Consider the following 14,189-nt stretch of genomic DNA (forward strand, 5'->3'; position numbering starts at 1 on the left):
TCCAAATATGAGACAGTGGGAAAAACATGCCAGATTTAAACGGTATGATGCTATTTGCAGCCGTAGTGAGAGCAAAGGGATTCTCCCAAGCTGCACGTGAAACCGGCCACCCAAAATCCACCATAAGTCGCAAAATCGCGCAGCTTGAAGAACAACTAGGCGTGCGATTGTTACAACGCGACACCCGTAACCTGAGTCTTACCCAAGTCGGGGCACTCTTTTATCAACACTGTGATTCCATTCGCAATGAGGTGGAAGCGGCCAAGGCTGTTATCGAGAGTACCCATGATGATGTATCAGGATCATTACGGATAGCCATTCCGGTCTCTTTTAGCCAAGAATTAATTGCTAACCTCTGTAGCGGATTCATGCGTTTATATCCCAATGTGGAATTAGATGTCCAGTTTACCGACAACGATATCGGTTTGGTGGGTGAAGGATATGACATAGCTATCAAATATGGACCACTGCAATCCTCTGATCTTGTTGCAAGATTACTGTTCGAGCGTCAACCAATTCTGGTAGCAAGCCCTGGCTATTTAAAAGCACGCGGCACCCCCGCAACACCTAAGGAGCTGAGCGACCATAGTGGTATTCTGCTAGGGACATCCCGCTCAGCACCCATATGGCCCTTAGGCAAAGGTGCTCGCAAAACCATGGTAAACTTTCAGCGTAAAGTCAGGGTCAATAGCCCGATAATGGTTAAGCAGTTAGCCCTCGATGACTTTGGGATTGCAATGCTATCAAACTCCGCCTGCAAAACCGAACTCGCCAACGGCCAGCTAGTGCCAATCTTACAGGAATGGCCGATTGAACCCTTTAAGGTCTACGGGGTGTATTCGAGCCGCAGACAATTAGCCACCAATATCAGCGCTTTCTTGGACTTTTTCGTCAAACGCTTTAGCAGCCAAGAAAGCCTACAATCCTTGATGGGCTAGGCACTTTATCGCAGCGGCATTCACCTTTACTGACATCGCCATTCCTTTATTCACACCACCATGTTGAGTGACCATGGCCATTGAGATAACAAAAAAGCCTAGCAAATTGGCTAGGCTTTTTACGTTTAGGAATGTGATACTAATGCTCAGGCTGAAAGTTAACGCGCGGAGCTTAAGTCGATTAGGCCTGACCGATTAAGTATGAGCCATTAACTACAAGTGCATCGAGCATCTGCATTTTGTCCATATATCTTTACAGCTTATATGACGGCTATTTCACACAAATACGCGCTAACCACTTCTAGGGAATAATTTTTTCCTGTTTGAGCACTTCTTTTGTGATGGCTTGGCGCAGCCCTAAACCATCCGATGTGGGCATATCCATATTCATCGCAAAAAACCACACATTATCATCCAGTTCAACCCAACCGACCCACCAGCCAATCTTAGGTTCGATTCTAGTCGAGTATCCAGTTTTAGCCCGAATAATATAGTCGCCATTGGCTTCGGTCAGCATGGCTTGTTTGACAATACGCTGGCTGCGCTCCGATACGTGTAACTTATTGTGATACAGCTTTCTTAAAAAGCTGATTTGCTCAGTGGCCGAAATTCGAATACCACCGTCGAGCCAGAAACTGTCTACATTGCCCGAAATGTCCTCATTACCATAATCGAAAGCATGTAGCATCTTGCTCATACGTGCCTCGCCAATTTGGCGGGCAAATTCTTGATAAACAGGCACAACTGAATATTTCATCGCGGTGATTAGATTATGATCGCGATTCCAAGTGGCGATATCGCGCGTCTGTCCATCCCACTTAAAGACTTGGTGTTCATCCTTAACCACGCCCAAATCGAGGGCGATCAAGCTATTGGGAATTTTAAAGGTAGATGCGGGTAAAAATGCTTGGTTCGCCCGTTTAAGATTATTGGTAAATCCTTGCTGCTTATTCTCATTCCAGAGCGCAACTACGCCCTGTGATTTATGTTCAGTAAAGTGAGCATTCCAACTTTTGTTTTCTTGCCATTCCTTTGCTACCGCAGGCATTCCGATAATCGATGCCACCAAAAACACAGCCGATAAGGCTAATACACGCATAACGTCCCCTTGCTTAATGCAATATATCCATACAAATTAAGTGCTAAGCTTATCATTCTCTGCCCTCTCATTCCCTAGCAAACTGCTGACCAATTGTGGCAACAATCAGGCACAAGCTTTACAAGATTTAACTATTAGCTATCCCAACTAAACGCCAGTCCAAAATCATAGCAACTCGTCAGTATCGATCTGATATGCAAAATAGGAATAAGATCCTCGAATCACTATAGGTAAACTCTTATACTCAAAACAATCATTGTGGCTTTTTGGCATAAGTTTCATTATTTCTAAGATGAAGTAAGCCCGAACGCCCTAGAAACATCGTCTATTTCCAGCAAAATAAGTGATTAAAATAAAAAGGAAACGCCAATGTTAAAGCCCTGCCTCGCTTTTATCCTCGCTAGCACAGTGGCGCAAACCGCTGGTGCCGTACAACTCCTCGGCGATGTGGAAGTGTCTCGCATTCCTACCGCTGAAAAAGTCATGGCTGAAGTGGTAAACCGTTATCAAGCATTGGATGAAGGCTTAGCGAATCAATTATCCGCACAGAAAAATGAACGCGACGCTACCCAACTTGCCGCGCGCCAAGGACATAGATTATGGCAACAGGCTGTGCGTGATGTGCAGTCTGGACACTTTGATGACAGATCCCTGTATTGGGCGCGACTCTCAATGTTAAATAGCCTTAAAAACAACAGTGCTAACTTTAAAATGGCTGATTGGCAGCAACAGATTTTAGCCAGCGCCGTAGAAAAGGCATCGCGAGGATTCAGTGATATCCAATACGATGATGATGTGCAGATAAAAATCTTCCTGACGGGATTCGACCCCTTCTTCCTCGACAAAGACATCAGTCAGAGCAATCCTTCGGGCTTAGTCGCCCTCGCCCTCGATGGTTTTAAATTTGATATCAATGGCAAAAAGGCCCAAATCGAAACCGCCATGATCCCAGTACGCTTCGAGGATTTCGACCAAGGTATTATCGAATCCTTACTCAGCCCCATTTATCGCGACCCTAAAACCCAGTTTATCTTTACCGTCAGCATGGGGCGCAGCGACTTTGATATTGAACGCTTCCCAGGCCGTAACCGTAGTGCAGCAGCGCCCGATAACCAAAATCTATACACAGGCGCAAGCAAAACCGCGCCTATCGCCCCCAAACTCAACGGTAAAAACTTTATCGGCCCTGAATTTGTTGAATTTTCATTACCCGTCGCAGCGATGCAAGTGCAAGATGGTCAGTGGAAAGTCAACGATAACCATACTGTGACCACCCTTGCGCGCGGTGAATTTAATGCCAGTTCCCTAAGCGAGCTGCAAAATGAAACCTCGGTCGAAGGCTCTGGCGGTGGGTATCTCTCAAACGAGATTTCTTATCGCGCCATTGTGTTACAGCAAAAGTTCAATAGCCGCGCTAAGGTGGGCCATATCCACACCCCGAGGGTGAAGGGCTACGACAATGCCACCGAACAAGCCATTGTCGAGCAAGTGCGTACTATGGTGATGCAGGCCGCGGCAAGCCTGTAACCGCTGCAATACTGGCATTGTCAGCAAGCGTTGGTTATGATGCGAACGCTTGCTTTATGCGCCTTATCGGGTCGCATCATGGTATCCATCTGACACACCTAGCCACATTTGATGCTTTGCAAAATAAGAGTTAACGCCTAAGTCTATGTTTAACCCGAGATCCCTACTCAATAGCCTGCGCCGTAAAGCTATCTCATCCGCGAGTATCACCACGCCGACTGCGACCAAGATGGCGAAAACCAACACGCCACAACACCAGCCAAAGCCACTGACACCAGTGCAGCAGCAAATCCTTACGCGTATCGAAGACTGTTATCAGCAGGCAGAAATCTACTTTAAGCGTCCATTTGCGCGGCCGTTGACCCAATTTACCCTGCGGGGACGGAGTGCGGGCACAGCGCATTTGCAGCAGAATCGCCTGCGCTTTAACCCCGTATTACTCAGGGAAAATAGCGAAGCCTTCTTATCCGAAGTAGTGCCCCACGAAATAAGCCACTTACTCTGCTTCCAACTCTTTGGCAAAACCAAACCCCATGGCCGCGAGTGGCAATCCATCATGCTCAAGCTGTTTAAGGTGAGCCCCAATACCACCCACAGTTTCGATACTCAGTCGGTTAAAGGGAAAGACTTTGAGTACCGCTGTGCCTGCGGTCCGGTTAGGCTGAGCATCCGTCGCCATAATAAAGTACTGCGTGGTGAAACCCGTTATCTGTGTAAACGCTGCCATACCCACCTCACCTTTACCGAAGCAGCCAAATAACCCACATAGCGTAAAAATCCTCTGCCAAAAGTACGAGCGATTTGCATAGGACGCGGTATTTCCCTTACCATTCAGACATAAAAGACGAGCCACAGGCTCGCGTAGTATTGATTATTTTTGGGATAAATATTGAACAACTCCAAGATAGCCTTAAGGTCTCGGCAAACCTTGCTGTGCCTATTCAGTTGGCTGGCGGTGTTGGCCTCAGCCAATGCCTCTCCTTCGCACCCCAATAGTTTTAGCCAAGCCAAGGTCTTGTCTCAATCCTTATACCAAGGCAGTCGCCAAGGCACCTTGCCCGCAGTCAGTTTTTACTGTGGCTGCACTATCCAAATTAAGGGCAAATCCTGGAAGCCCGATCTCAATAGCTGCGGTTATCAAGTGCGTAAACAAGAAACCCGCGCCAACCGTATCGAGTGGGAGCATATCGTCCCTGCATGGGAGTTTGGTCACCAATTACAATGCTGGCAAAAGGGTGGCCGTAAAAACTGCGCCGATAACAGCCAAGAATTCAATAAGATGGAAGCGGACATGCACAATCTGGTGCCCGCCATTGGTGAAGTGAACGGTGATCGCAGCAACTTCCGTTTTAGCCAATGGAATGGTAAGGCAGACCAATATGGTCAATGTGCTATGGTCATCGACTTTAGGAATCGCCAAGCCCAGCCGCCCGCTCACGCCCGTGGCAAAATTGCACGCACTTACCTGTATATGCAGCAGACCTATGGCCTTAAAATCGCCTCACAGCAATTAAAATTGTTCAAAGCATGGGATAAAAGCTATCCAGTTGATACTATTGAATGCAAACGCGATAACGCCATAGCGCAGATCCAAGGTAATCATAATCCCTTTGTGCAGAATGCCTGCAATGCACCACCACTGCGCCAACAATTAGCCGAATAAGGTCGACAATGAGAGTTCCAAGAATTTATCAACCTCAGCCATTAGCCGTAAACCAACAGCTGAATCTAGACGAAGATGGCGCAGCCCATATCGGCAAAGTGCTGCGTATGGGCAGTGGCGAGCAAATTAGCCTGTTTAATGGCGATGGTCATGATTATCTTGCCGAAATTGTCGATGCGGGTAAAAAATCGGTCACGGTAAAAGTGCTGTCCTGTGAGGCCAATCCATCGGAGTCGCCCCTCAACCTGCATTTAGGCCAAGTGATTTCCCGCGGCGATCGGATGGAGTTCACCATTCAAAAATCCGTTGAGCTAGGGGTAAATACCATTACGCCGCTATTTTCTGACCGCTGCGGCGTCAAGCTCACTGGTGAGCGTCTCGAAAAGAAAATCCAGCAATGGCAAAAGATAGTGATCAGCGCCTGTGAGCAATCGGGCCGTAGCCAAGTGCCCATCGTTCGCCCCGCCATGGAATTACAGCAATGGTGCAGCGAACCGACCAGCGCACTCAAACTCAACTTGCATCCAAGGGCAGCGCACGGTATCAATGGCTTAGATTTATCCCATACCCGCGTACGCCTACTGATCGGTCCCGAAGGGGGATTATCGGCGGAAGAAATCGCGATGACGGAAACCTATCAGTTTACCGACGTGTTACTCGGCCCCCGAGTGCTGCGCACTGAAACCGCCTCACTCACGGCGATTACCGCGCTGCAACTTCGATTCGGTGATTTAGGTTAAAGGTTAAAGGTTAACCGCTAACTAGCGAATCGGTTACTGGCTAATCCATAAATGCTTTTTGCCTGCGACGGCAACCAATAAGGAACAGATTAATGATAAAACTCGGCATAGTGATGGACCCCATCAGTGAGATCAACATTAAGAAAGACTCCAGTTTTGCCATGCTGATGGCGGCGCAGGAAAAGGGTTACCAGCTGTTTTATATGGAAATGGCCGACCTTGCTATGGTCAATGGCGTAGCCATGGGCAATATGCGTCCATTAAAAGTCATCAACGATGCCAATAAATGGTTTGAACTGGGCGATGCCCAAGACACGCCGCTGAGCGATCTGAACGTGGTGTTAATGCGTAAAGACCCGCCGTTCGATACCGAATATATCTACGCCACTTACATGTTAGAGCGCGCCGAAGAACAAGGTGTATTAATCGTCAACAAGCCACAAAGCTTGCGCGATGCCAACGAAAAACTATTCACCGCATGGTTTAGCGAATTTACTCCAGAGACCATTGTGACTCGCGATGCCAACCGGATCCGCGCGTTCCACCAAGCCAAGGGCGATATTATCCTCAAGCCACTAGATGGCATGGGCGGCACCTCGATTTTCCGCGTCAAGCAGGACGACCCTAACCTTGGGGTGATCATCGAAACCTTAACCCAATATGGCAACCAATACGCAATGGCGCAGGCCTTTATTCCTGAAATCACCAAGGGCGACAAGCGCATTCTGGTGGTGGATGGCGAGCCCGTGCCCTACGCCTTGGCGCGGATTCCGAAAAAAGGCGAAACCCGCGGTAACTTGGCCGCAGGCGGCAGCGGTGTTGCCCAACCGCTATCGGACTCAGATTGGAAAATCGCGCGCGCCATTGGCCCAGAGCTTAAAAAACGCGGGCTGATTTTTGTGGGTCTGGATGTGATTGGTGACAAGCTGACCGAAATTAACGTCACTAGCCCGACTTGTATCCGCGAAATCCAAGCGGCATTTGATGTGGACATTACTGGCATGCTGTTCGATGCCATCGAAGCCCGTCTCGCCCAGTAAGCTTGTACACCTACAAGATAATAATATTCATTGAAGGCGCCTTAAGAGCGCCTACGACTTCTAGGGATCTGATATGAGTTTCACCAAAGCGCCACTGTTACTGCTTGGTATGAGTTTATGGCTCTCAAGCCCCGTATTTGCAGCGGAAGCTGGGGCGAATGAGACGGGCCCAGCCAAGGCGCCATCACGCCCCAAAAATATTGTGATTATGATTGGCGACGGCATGGGGCCTTCCTATACCAGTGCCTATCGCTATTACAAGGACAATCCAGATACCGAAGAAGTCGAACAAACCGTCTTTGACCGTTTATTGGTTGGCATGGCAAGCACGTATCCCGCCAGTGTCAGTGGTTATGTGACCGACTCGGCCGCCGCCGCAACCGCCCTCGCGACAGGAGTCAAATCCTATAACGGCGCCATCTCGGTTGATACCCAAAAACAGCCACTGCCCACCATTCTTGAAAAAGCCAAATCCTTAGGCTTAAGTACCGGGGTTGCCGTTACCTCACAAATTAACCATGCCACGCCAGCAGCATTTTTATCCCATAACGAAAGCCGTAAAAATTACGATGCACTGGCATTAAGTTATCTTGACACCAACGCCGATGTGTTTTTAGGTGGCGGACAAAAGTACTTTCCACCCGAGCTGTTGGCCCAATTTACCGCCAAGGGCTATCAACATATTACCCGCTTTGATGATCTGGCCAGCATTACCCAGCCTAAGGTCTTAGGTTTGTTTGCCGAAGTACAACTGCCTTGGGCCATAGATGAAAAAGATGCTAAAAAACTTAGCACCTTGACCCAAAAAGCCCTCAGTTTACTGTCGCAAAATGATCAAGGCTTTGTACTGCTGGTCGAAGGTAGCCTTATCGACTGGGCGGGACATAACAATGATATCGCCGCCGCTATGGGCGAAATGGATGAGTTTGCAAACACCATTGAAGTCGTTGAACAATTTGTGCGGCAAAATCCCGATACCTTAATGGTGATCACCGCCGACCATAATACCGGCGGTTTATCGATTGGTGTCGATGGAAACTACAACTGGAATCCTGAGATCCTGCGCAATATTTCCGCCAGTTCAGATACCTTAGCGCAAGCCGCTATCGGTGGCGAAACCTGGCAAGCCGACTTATCCCGTGGTTTAGGCTTTGAATTAACGGAAGAAGAACTGGCTAAACTCAATGTAGCCAGAATGCAGGGCTTAGAAACCATGGCAATGGCTATTCGTCATGTGATTGATAAACGTACCGATACGGGTTGGACAACGGACGGACACACAGGCACCGATGTGCAAGTGTTTGCCGCAGGTCCCGCAGCAGGGCTGTTTAACGGTCATCAGGACAATACTGATATCGCCAATAAGATTTTTAGCCTGCTACCTAAGCCTAAAAAGCCAAAAGCCCCGGTACAGGTATCAACTCCAGCCCCAGCACCAGTGCAGCCACAGGGTTGATTTGCTGCGATTAGCTAAAAATAAGCCAAGCGAATATCGCGCCAGCTAACAGATAAAAGGCAACCGTATTAACACAGTTGCCTTTTTTATTGGCTTTCAGTTCGCACCGTTCGAGTGAGCGCTGTTTTGCTGCACCCCTTAAGTCGGCGGCATGCAGGCTGGCTCGCAGCCGAATAAGGGGTATAATGCCCGCACTTATTTTTTACGGTAGCCATGCAGTGTTAACGAATCCATCGCAAGTCATTATCCGCAATCAGGAAACCCTGAGCCAACATAAAGTCTTAGTGCTAAACCATGAGGCAGATTCACTGCCCAAAGCACTGCTCGATGTCGCCCAGTCCGTCGATGCCCTCGCCTTGGATTACCATCATTATCTGCATTTAGCGCCGCAGGCTAATGCCAAACTGCGTTGCTATTTTGGCCATCAATTGCCCCACCATGATAAGTACGACACTGTGATTGTGTACTTTCCTAAGGCTAAGCCGTTAGCGCCCTATTTGTTTAATCTGGCCGCTCAGCATTTAGTGGCCGATGGCCAGCTCTTAGTCGTAGGAGAAAACAAAGGCGGGGTTAAATCCTTAGTCAAACTGTTGCCGAAATACTTTGCCACAGGCGTCAAACTCGATAACGCGCGCCATTGCCTACTCTTTGGCAGCAGCCTAATCGATACCGCGCCCGAGATTAAACTCAGCAATTGGACTAGCCAGTATCAACTCGCCACCCCGCAGGGCAATATCACCATCTGTAACTTAGTCGGTGTGTTCAGTGAAAAGCATTTAGACCAAGGCACAGAGCTATTGCTGTCGCATCTGCCAACGCTTTCAGGTCGAGTACTGGATTTTGGCTGCGGCGCTGGTGTGATTGCCGCGGCGCTGCTAAAGGCGCAGCCGACACTGTCGCTAGAATGTATTGATATCAATGCTATGGCGCTAGCCTCCTGCGAACTTACGTTGGCAGCAAACGGCATGACGGGCAAGGTCTATCCCTCCGATGGACTGGCGCAAACCAGTGGAAAATTCGACGGTATTATCTCCAACCCCCCGTTCCACGATGGCCTTGCCAGCACGACCAGCATTGCACAACGCTTTGTCGCCGATAGCGCCAAGCAATTACAATCTAAAGGGATTTGGCAAATCGTCGCTAACCGCCACCTACCCTATTCGGACACCATCGCCGCCGAGTTCGGCCAATTAACCGTGCCGGCAGAGAACAACAAGTACAAACTCTATTCCTTCCAACAGGCCTAATCTTTCGCCCCGCTCGATTGTGAGTGGGGCAAACTTAATTTGACTCTATGCTGCACTAAGGAATAAAGACTCATTAAGAATTACGAAGATAACGCCGCCCCTATCAAATACGCGCATTTTGAAATAAAAAATCCCCCAACAAACAAGTTAACGCTGCCATCTCTTAAATAGCATTTTTTGCCATTGAACTTTTCATCTGACTAAAAAGCTAATGCTCCATTCCGTGCTTCGGCTTGTTAGCTCAATCGAAAATTCCCACTCCTGCTGCGATACAAATTCTTATCTATTTGCCTATGTTTGGCCCTGCCATAAATTGACTAACAATATATGAGTTACAGTCATATTTAAATTTAGGTATTTTTGAATGATTTGAAGACAATATCAGTGCGCATTAACTCCATTTTCAACAAATAAAACGCTATAAAATCAATTGACTATAGTAGTTGGCTTTTAGTTAATAGGTTTGAAAAACGCACATGCGCGTTTTTCCAGATGGATTACTTATATGAAAAGCGGCAGAAAGCTGATAAGTTCTTTTTATACAGATAGTTAACTGTGCGCGTTTTCACTGGTCCAACGAGGTAAACGCACATGCGCATGAATAAAATGTTAGGAGGTTTGCATGGATACTAAAGAATCAATATCGAAGGAAATATCAGATCTTTATGATGAAGGCGTAAATCTTATAAAACGTCTTCAGGATAAAGATAAAAATCAGAACTTCCGATATGAATATCAGTCTTGGTATACAAAATCACTTCGAGTAGTTGAGGTGCTAGCGCCAGATCGATATCCAGAATTCAAATCTTATTATGAAATAGATCCAAAACGTAAGAGCCTTGGTTACGGTGTTTTTCAAGGTAGTTGTCACTCTTTGCTTAAATATTAAGCTGCATTTATTACCCCTTCTATTGGTGCTTTATCTGGGTTTAGGGTCACGGGCCCAACTGCCTCACAATTTCTCACGTCTTTAGACCAGCGCGTCGGTCTTCTTGCCTTTGCCGCTTCAAGCACTTCCTTACGCTTGGCTAAAATAGCGTTATCTAGCTGAGCATGACGTTGTCCTGGTGAGACAAAATTGAGCTGGCTGTGTTTATGTTCATCGTTGTACCAGGTTACAAACTTTTCCACCCATTCTCTTGCTGTTGCTAAGCTGCTAAAACCTGATGCAGGCCACTGTGGTCGGTATTTTAAGGTTTTAAATAACGACTCTGAAAAGGGGTTGTCGTTACTCACCCGCGGCCGACTTAATGATGCCGTAATACCGAGTTCTTCTAGCTTGGCTTTCATGGTCAATGACTTCATCGGCGCCCCATTATCAGAGTGCAGCACTAATGGCGTATTAAAACATTGTTCGCGTAACATGCAGCGTTGGATTAGCGCGGCGGCGTACTCACCGCATTCTTGTTCGTGAACTTCGTAACCCACTATTTTTCTACTGTAAATATCTTCAAACATGTACAGATAATAAAACTGGCCTTTGACGGTTGAAGCCAAATAAGTGATGTCCCACGACCACACTTGATTCGGCCCATCTGCCCGATAACTTAACGGTTTGCTTCGATTAACAGCAGCCTGAGTGCGACCACGATGGTTAAGTTGACCATGAGCATTTAACACTCTGTAGAAGCTGGATTCCGAAGCGATATAAATCCCGTTATCTAATAATGTTGGCACAATTTGCGACGGGGGTAAGCTGGCGTACTCCGCTTGATTACACACACTTAATATCTGTTGTCGCTCATGTTCTTCGAGTTTATTGGCGGGCTCTGGACGAGCCGCTGTCGGCCTTAAATCAGCTTGTACTTGACCTTCTCGATACCAACGTCGATAGGTACGCTTACTGAGGCCCGTTTCAGCACAAGCCTTATAAAGGCGAGCACCATTGGTATAGGCCTCTTGAATTAAGGCAATCAATGCTATGCGCTCAGGCAAGGGGGTTAGCTCTCCTCGCTGTCGTCCCCCCAGAGCGCATTGAGCTTTTTTCTGAGCACCAGTAATGCGGCAGCTTCTGCCAACGCTTTCTCTTTGTAGCGCAATTCCCGTTGCAGCGATTTGATTTCGGCTTTGTCAGCCTTGGCCTGCTGTTTAATGGTTTTAGTTTGTACTTCTGAGGTTTGAAAACCAGACAAGCACTCCAACTTCCACTGTTGTACTTGTTCGCGGTACAAGCCTTTTTCACGACAATACTGGCTTATTTCTGCTTCTGATAGCGGAGCAGTTTCAATAATCACGGCAAGTTTGGCTTCAGCTGACCAATCATCGGCTGTTAATGTTTTACCTGGCACGGGGCGACCTTCTTTTCTGGCAATATCCCGCCAATGATACAAGGTTTGCACCGCAATGCCTTCTTCCCGAGCAACCTCTGCGACCGTTAAATTGTGAGGCGGTAATAATTTTTTAAGGATCGCCTCTTTACGTTCTGGTGAATACCGAGCCATTTTGTTCTCTTTTGCCGCACCCTGTCTTTAAAAATAATGATTATTTAGGGGTGACAACAATCCTGACACAGGGGGGTTACGGTACCTATGTAATTCAGGATTATCTAAAAGGCGTCGCTCCTGGATCATATCAATTGCAAAACTTCGATACACGTGCTCAGACTGTTCAAAATTCAGTTAACCAGCTGACAATCCTCCATTCTTTGCTAGGAAGAATTGACTCCGTCCTGGCAAACATTGATACAGAGCTTCTTTCTGAAATCCAAGATGCAGAGCTTGAAACAGCAAGGCAACTATCCAAGATAAGCTTAAGGGCAGCTGGTTCTCTGGTTGGCGTAGTTATCGAAAATCACCTTCAAAAATTGGCTAATAACCATGGCATTAAGTCTCGCAAAAAGCACCCAACGATAAGTGACTTAAACGACCCATTAAAAAATGAAGGGGTATTTGATACTCCAACATGGAGAAAGGTTACTTATCTTGCAGACATTAGAAATATTTGTTCTCACAAAAAAGATATTGAGCCTACAAAAGAACAGATTAACGAGTTGATTGAGGGCGCAAATTGGCTAATCAAAAACACCTTCTAACAAATCAATCAACTTCGCCCCTTAGGGTCCGGACGCAGCAAAGCTGCGCCGGTTATTGGGGTGTTAACCTCTAGAGCAAGTATGAAGCACATTATTAGTAAAGATTTAGGCATTGAAGCATTCAAAAAGAGATTCTCAGAAATCAGAGAAACCTTTCTGGATTCATTAACAGCAGCAAGTGACGGTTATAAGAACGTAAGATACCTTGCTTGTGATGAAGATGGAGCACCTATCAACTGGGTGTGGGACGATGAAACCTTCAGCCATAACAAGGAAGAAGGCTCTCTTGAAGAGGCAATTCAATTTGCCAATAACATGATAGATAGCGGTATGTGTTTTTCCTACATGGGATGTTTATCAGACTCCGGTGAGCTTGAAGTTTGGCTGACAACTTTTGAGTCCCCCATAGAAAAGCCGACATGGCCAAGCAATAAAGAACCCAGATTTGAGCTGACTCATGGGGGTGTAATACAAGAATAGCGAAGGGGTAATCAAATGCTAACCATAGAATTTTTAATCCCACGATTTAATCCTAACCCCACAAATTGAAGCAAAGCACCTAGCTTACTTTGCCCAAAGTTAGATGACTCTAAGCTTTTAAGCCCACATCTGGATAGAAACCTTATCCCCTTATGACAAATTTGGACACCCAGCCTTAATGGCGCTGCAGTTAACCTCCGAATGGTGTAAAATTTGGACAGTCTCATGCTTAATCGCACAAAAAATTGAAGACACAGCATTAATCGCGCTAATAACAAACACTTCCCAAGCACTATGGGATGTGGTCTCGTCTGAAATGCTCCATTTTTAAGTGATTAGCGCAATTTATTGCCTCAGATTCTGTCCCTGCGACTTTTGATGGTTATTTTTAAACAATGTTAACTTTTACAAGTTGTAGACAAATGTAAGTACATTATATTTTTGATTTAAAATGGGTGACCTGATTTATTCCCCCATATTTTCCATTGATTTTTGTAGAAAGATTAGCATCGATTGTTGGGTATCAATTGCTATATCGTAACGCTTAGAGTTCAATAACTTATAAGCTGGGCTACTTACTAACTCAATAAGCAATTCAAGTTCCTCTTTGGAAAACTGCCTTTTATATATGTTTGCTTTCATGATTCTGTAATCTTCAGATTGAAGAGATTGGATAAGGAAGCTACGAATTTTTTTCATCTCTGCTTCACCTCCATCAGTTTGCATCTGAAAATAGGGTATCATACTATCCACTAAGGCCTCTTTATCTGAAGAACTGCTAAGATCTTCAAACTTTAATGCAAGCTGCATATGTGTATCATTAGCCAGAGCTTTGAAAGTAAATGCTAATAAAAACAATAGCAAAAAACAACTAATCGCCCTTGAAGTACGACACTTCGTAGTGTGCCTGATATAATAGAACAGATTCGACAAAGGCAGACTCATTACACGATGAAACTTGAAAAAAT

14 protein-coding genes are annotated in these 14,189 nt (G+C 46.4%); 11 read left to right on the forward strand and 3 right to left on the reverse strand.

What is annotated here, in order from left to right; translation table 11 throughout:
• Window positions 1-26: 26 nt before the first annotated feature.
• Window positions 27-938, forward strand: a complete 912-nt coding sequence (locus CEQ32_RS12275) for a LysR family transcriptional regulator (protein WP_015586033.1) — start codon at window positions 27-29, stop codon at window positions 936-938.
• A gap of 301 nt (window positions 939-1,239) precedes the next feature.
• On the opposite strand, the gene CEQ32_RS12280 is transcribed toward CEQ32_RS12275, so the two are convergent.
• Window positions 1,240-2,037 (reverse strand): OXA-48 family carbapenem-hydrolyzing class D beta-lactamase OXA-252, encoded by a 798-nt coding sequence (locus CEQ32_RS12280; protein WP_037428895.1) that lies wholly within the window; start codon window positions 2,035-2,037, stop codon window positions 1,240-1,242.
• Window positions 2,038-2,406: 369 nt separating this feature from the next.
• Between CEQ32_RS12280 and CEQ32_RS12285 the strand changes: the two genes are divergently transcribed.
• The 8 genes from CEQ32_RS12285 (at window position 2,407) to CEQ32_RS12320 (ending at window position 10,599) form a co-directional block, all read left to right on the forward strand.
• Window positions 2,407-3,564 (forward strand): hypothetical protein, encoded by a 1,158-nt coding sequence (locus tag CEQ32_RS12285; protein ID WP_088586103.1) that lies wholly within the window; start codon window positions 2,407-2,409, stop codon window positions 3,562-3,564.
• Between the two features lie 145 nt (window positions 3,565-3,709).
• A complete protein-coding gene (locus CEQ32_RS12290; protein WP_088586104.1) occupies window positions 3,710-4,324 on the forward strand; it encodes a SprT family zinc-dependent metalloprotease in 615 nt (204 codons plus the stop codon).
• Between the two features lie 126 nt (window positions 4,325-4,450).
• Window positions 4,451-5,227 carry an endonuclease EndA gene (gene endA, locus CEQ32_RS12295; RefSeq protein ID WP_088586105.1) on the forward strand — a complete coding sequence of 259 codons (777 nt, stop codon included), beginning with the start codon at window positions 4,451-4,453 and terminating at the stop codon, window positions 5,225-5,227.
• 8 nt (window positions 5,228-5,235) lie between these two features.
• Entirely contained in the window at window positions 5,236-5,967 is a 732-nt protein-coding gene (gene rsmE / locus CEQ32_RS12300) for a 16S rRNA (uracil(1498)-N(3))-methyltransferase (protein ID WP_088586106.1), read from the forward strand.
• Window positions 5,968-6,059: 92 nt separating this feature from the next.
• Window positions 6,060-7,007, forward strand: coding sequence for a glutathione synthase (gene gshB, locus CEQ32_RS12305; RefSeq protein WP_088586107.1), 948 nt, complete (start codon window positions 6,060-6,062; stop codon window positions 7,005-7,007).
• A gap of 73 nt (window positions 7,008-7,080) precedes the next feature.
• Window positions 7,081-8,463, forward strand: coding sequence for an alkaline phosphatase (locus tag CEQ32_RS12310; protein ID WP_088586108.1), 1,383 nt, complete (start codon window positions 7,081-7,083; stop codon window positions 8,461-8,463).
• Between the two features lie 218 nt (window positions 8,464-8,681).
• Window positions 8,682-9,710, forward strand: coding sequence for a methyltransferase (locus CEQ32_RS12315; RefSeq protein ID WP_088586990.1), 1,029 nt, complete (start codon window positions 8,682-8,684; stop codon window positions 9,708-9,710).
• A 622-nt stretch (window positions 9,711-10,332) separates the two neighbouring features.
• Window positions 10,333-10,599, forward strand: coding sequence for a hypothetical protein (locus CEQ32_RS12320; protein ID WP_088586109.1), 267 nt, complete (start codon window positions 10,333-10,335; stop codon window positions 10,597-10,599).
• Here CEQ32_RS12320 and CEQ32_RS12325 read toward each other — a convergent pair.
• A protein-coding gene (locus CEQ32_RS12325) for an IS3 family transposase (RefSeq protein ID WP_088213182.1) occupies window positions 10,596-12,151 on the reverse strand; the annotation gives its coding sequence in 2 pieces (ribosomal slippage) (window positions 10,596-11,689 and window positions 11,689-12,151; 1,557 coding nt in all). The two genes, CEQ32_RS12320 and CEQ32_RS12325, sit on opposite strands and share 4 nt — an antisense overlap.
• On the opposite strand from CEQ32_RS12325, the gene CEQ32_RS12330 reads away from it, so the two are divergent.
• Entirely contained in the window at window positions 12,136-12,741 is a 606-nt protein-coding gene (locus CEQ32_RS12330; protein WP_088586110.1) for a hypothetical protein, read from the forward strand. The two genes, CEQ32_RS12325 and CEQ32_RS12330, sit on opposite strands and share 16 nt — an antisense overlap.
• A gap of 81 nt (window positions 12,742-12,822) precedes the next feature.
• Window positions 12,823-13,221, forward strand: coding sequence for a hypothetical protein (locus CEQ32_RS12335; RefSeq protein ID WP_088586111.1), 399 nt, complete (start codon window positions 12,823-12,825; stop codon window positions 13,219-13,221).
• Between the two features lie 465 nt (window positions 13,222-13,686).
• Here the strand turns inward: CEQ32_RS12335 and CEQ32_RS12340 are convergent, their stop codons facing one another.
• Window positions 13,687-14,079, reverse strand: coding sequence for a hypothetical protein (locus CEQ32_RS12340; protein WP_146128718.1), 393 nt, complete (start codon window positions 14,077-14,079; stop codon window positions 13,687-13,689).
• Window positions 14,080-14,189: the final 110 nt, after the last annotated feature.

Source organism: Shewanella sp. FDAARGOS_354, assembly GCF_002209245.2.
Lineage (GTDB): Bacteria > Pseudomonadota > Gammaproteobacteria > Enterobacterales > Shewanellaceae > Shewanella > Shewanella xiamenensis.

Bases quoted from the DNA above. Each gene is read 5' to 3' on its own strand.
- CEQ32_RS12290 (WP_088586104.1), top strand. From the start codon at position 3,710: ATGTTTAACCCGAGATCCCTACTCAATAGCCTGCGCCGTAAAGCTATC.
- CEQ32_RS12280 (WP_037428895.1), bottom strand. From the start codon at position 2,037: ATGCGTGTATTAGCCTTATCGGCTGTGTTTTTGGTGGCATCGATTATC.
- CEQ32_RS12275 (WP_015586033.1), top strand. From the start codon at position 27: ATGCCAGATTTAAACGGTATGATGCTATTTGCAGCCGTAGTGAGAGCA.
- rsmE (WP_088586106.1), top strand. From the start codon at position 5,236: ATGAGAGTTCCAAGAATTTATCAACCTCAGCCATTAGCCGTAAACCAA.
- CEQ32_RS12320 (WP_088586109.1), top strand. From the start codon at position 10,333: ATGGATACTAAAGAATCAATATCGAAGGAAATATCAGATCTTTATGAT.
- CEQ32_RS12285 (WP_088586103.1), top strand. From the start codon at position 2,407: ATGTTAAAGCCCTGCCTCGCTTTTATCCTCGCTAGCACAGTGGCGCAA.
- CEQ32_RS12335 (WP_088586111.1), top strand. From the start codon at position 12,823: ATGAAGCACATTATTAGTAAAGATTTAGGCATTGAAGCATTCAAAAAG.
- CEQ32_RS12310 (WP_088586108.1), top strand. From the start codon at position 7,081: ATGAGTTTCACCAAAGCGCCACTGTTACTGCTTGGTATGAGTTTATGG.
- gshB (WP_088586107.1), top strand. From the start codon at position 6,060: ATGATAAAACTCGGCATAGTGATGGACCCCATCAGTGAGATCAACATT.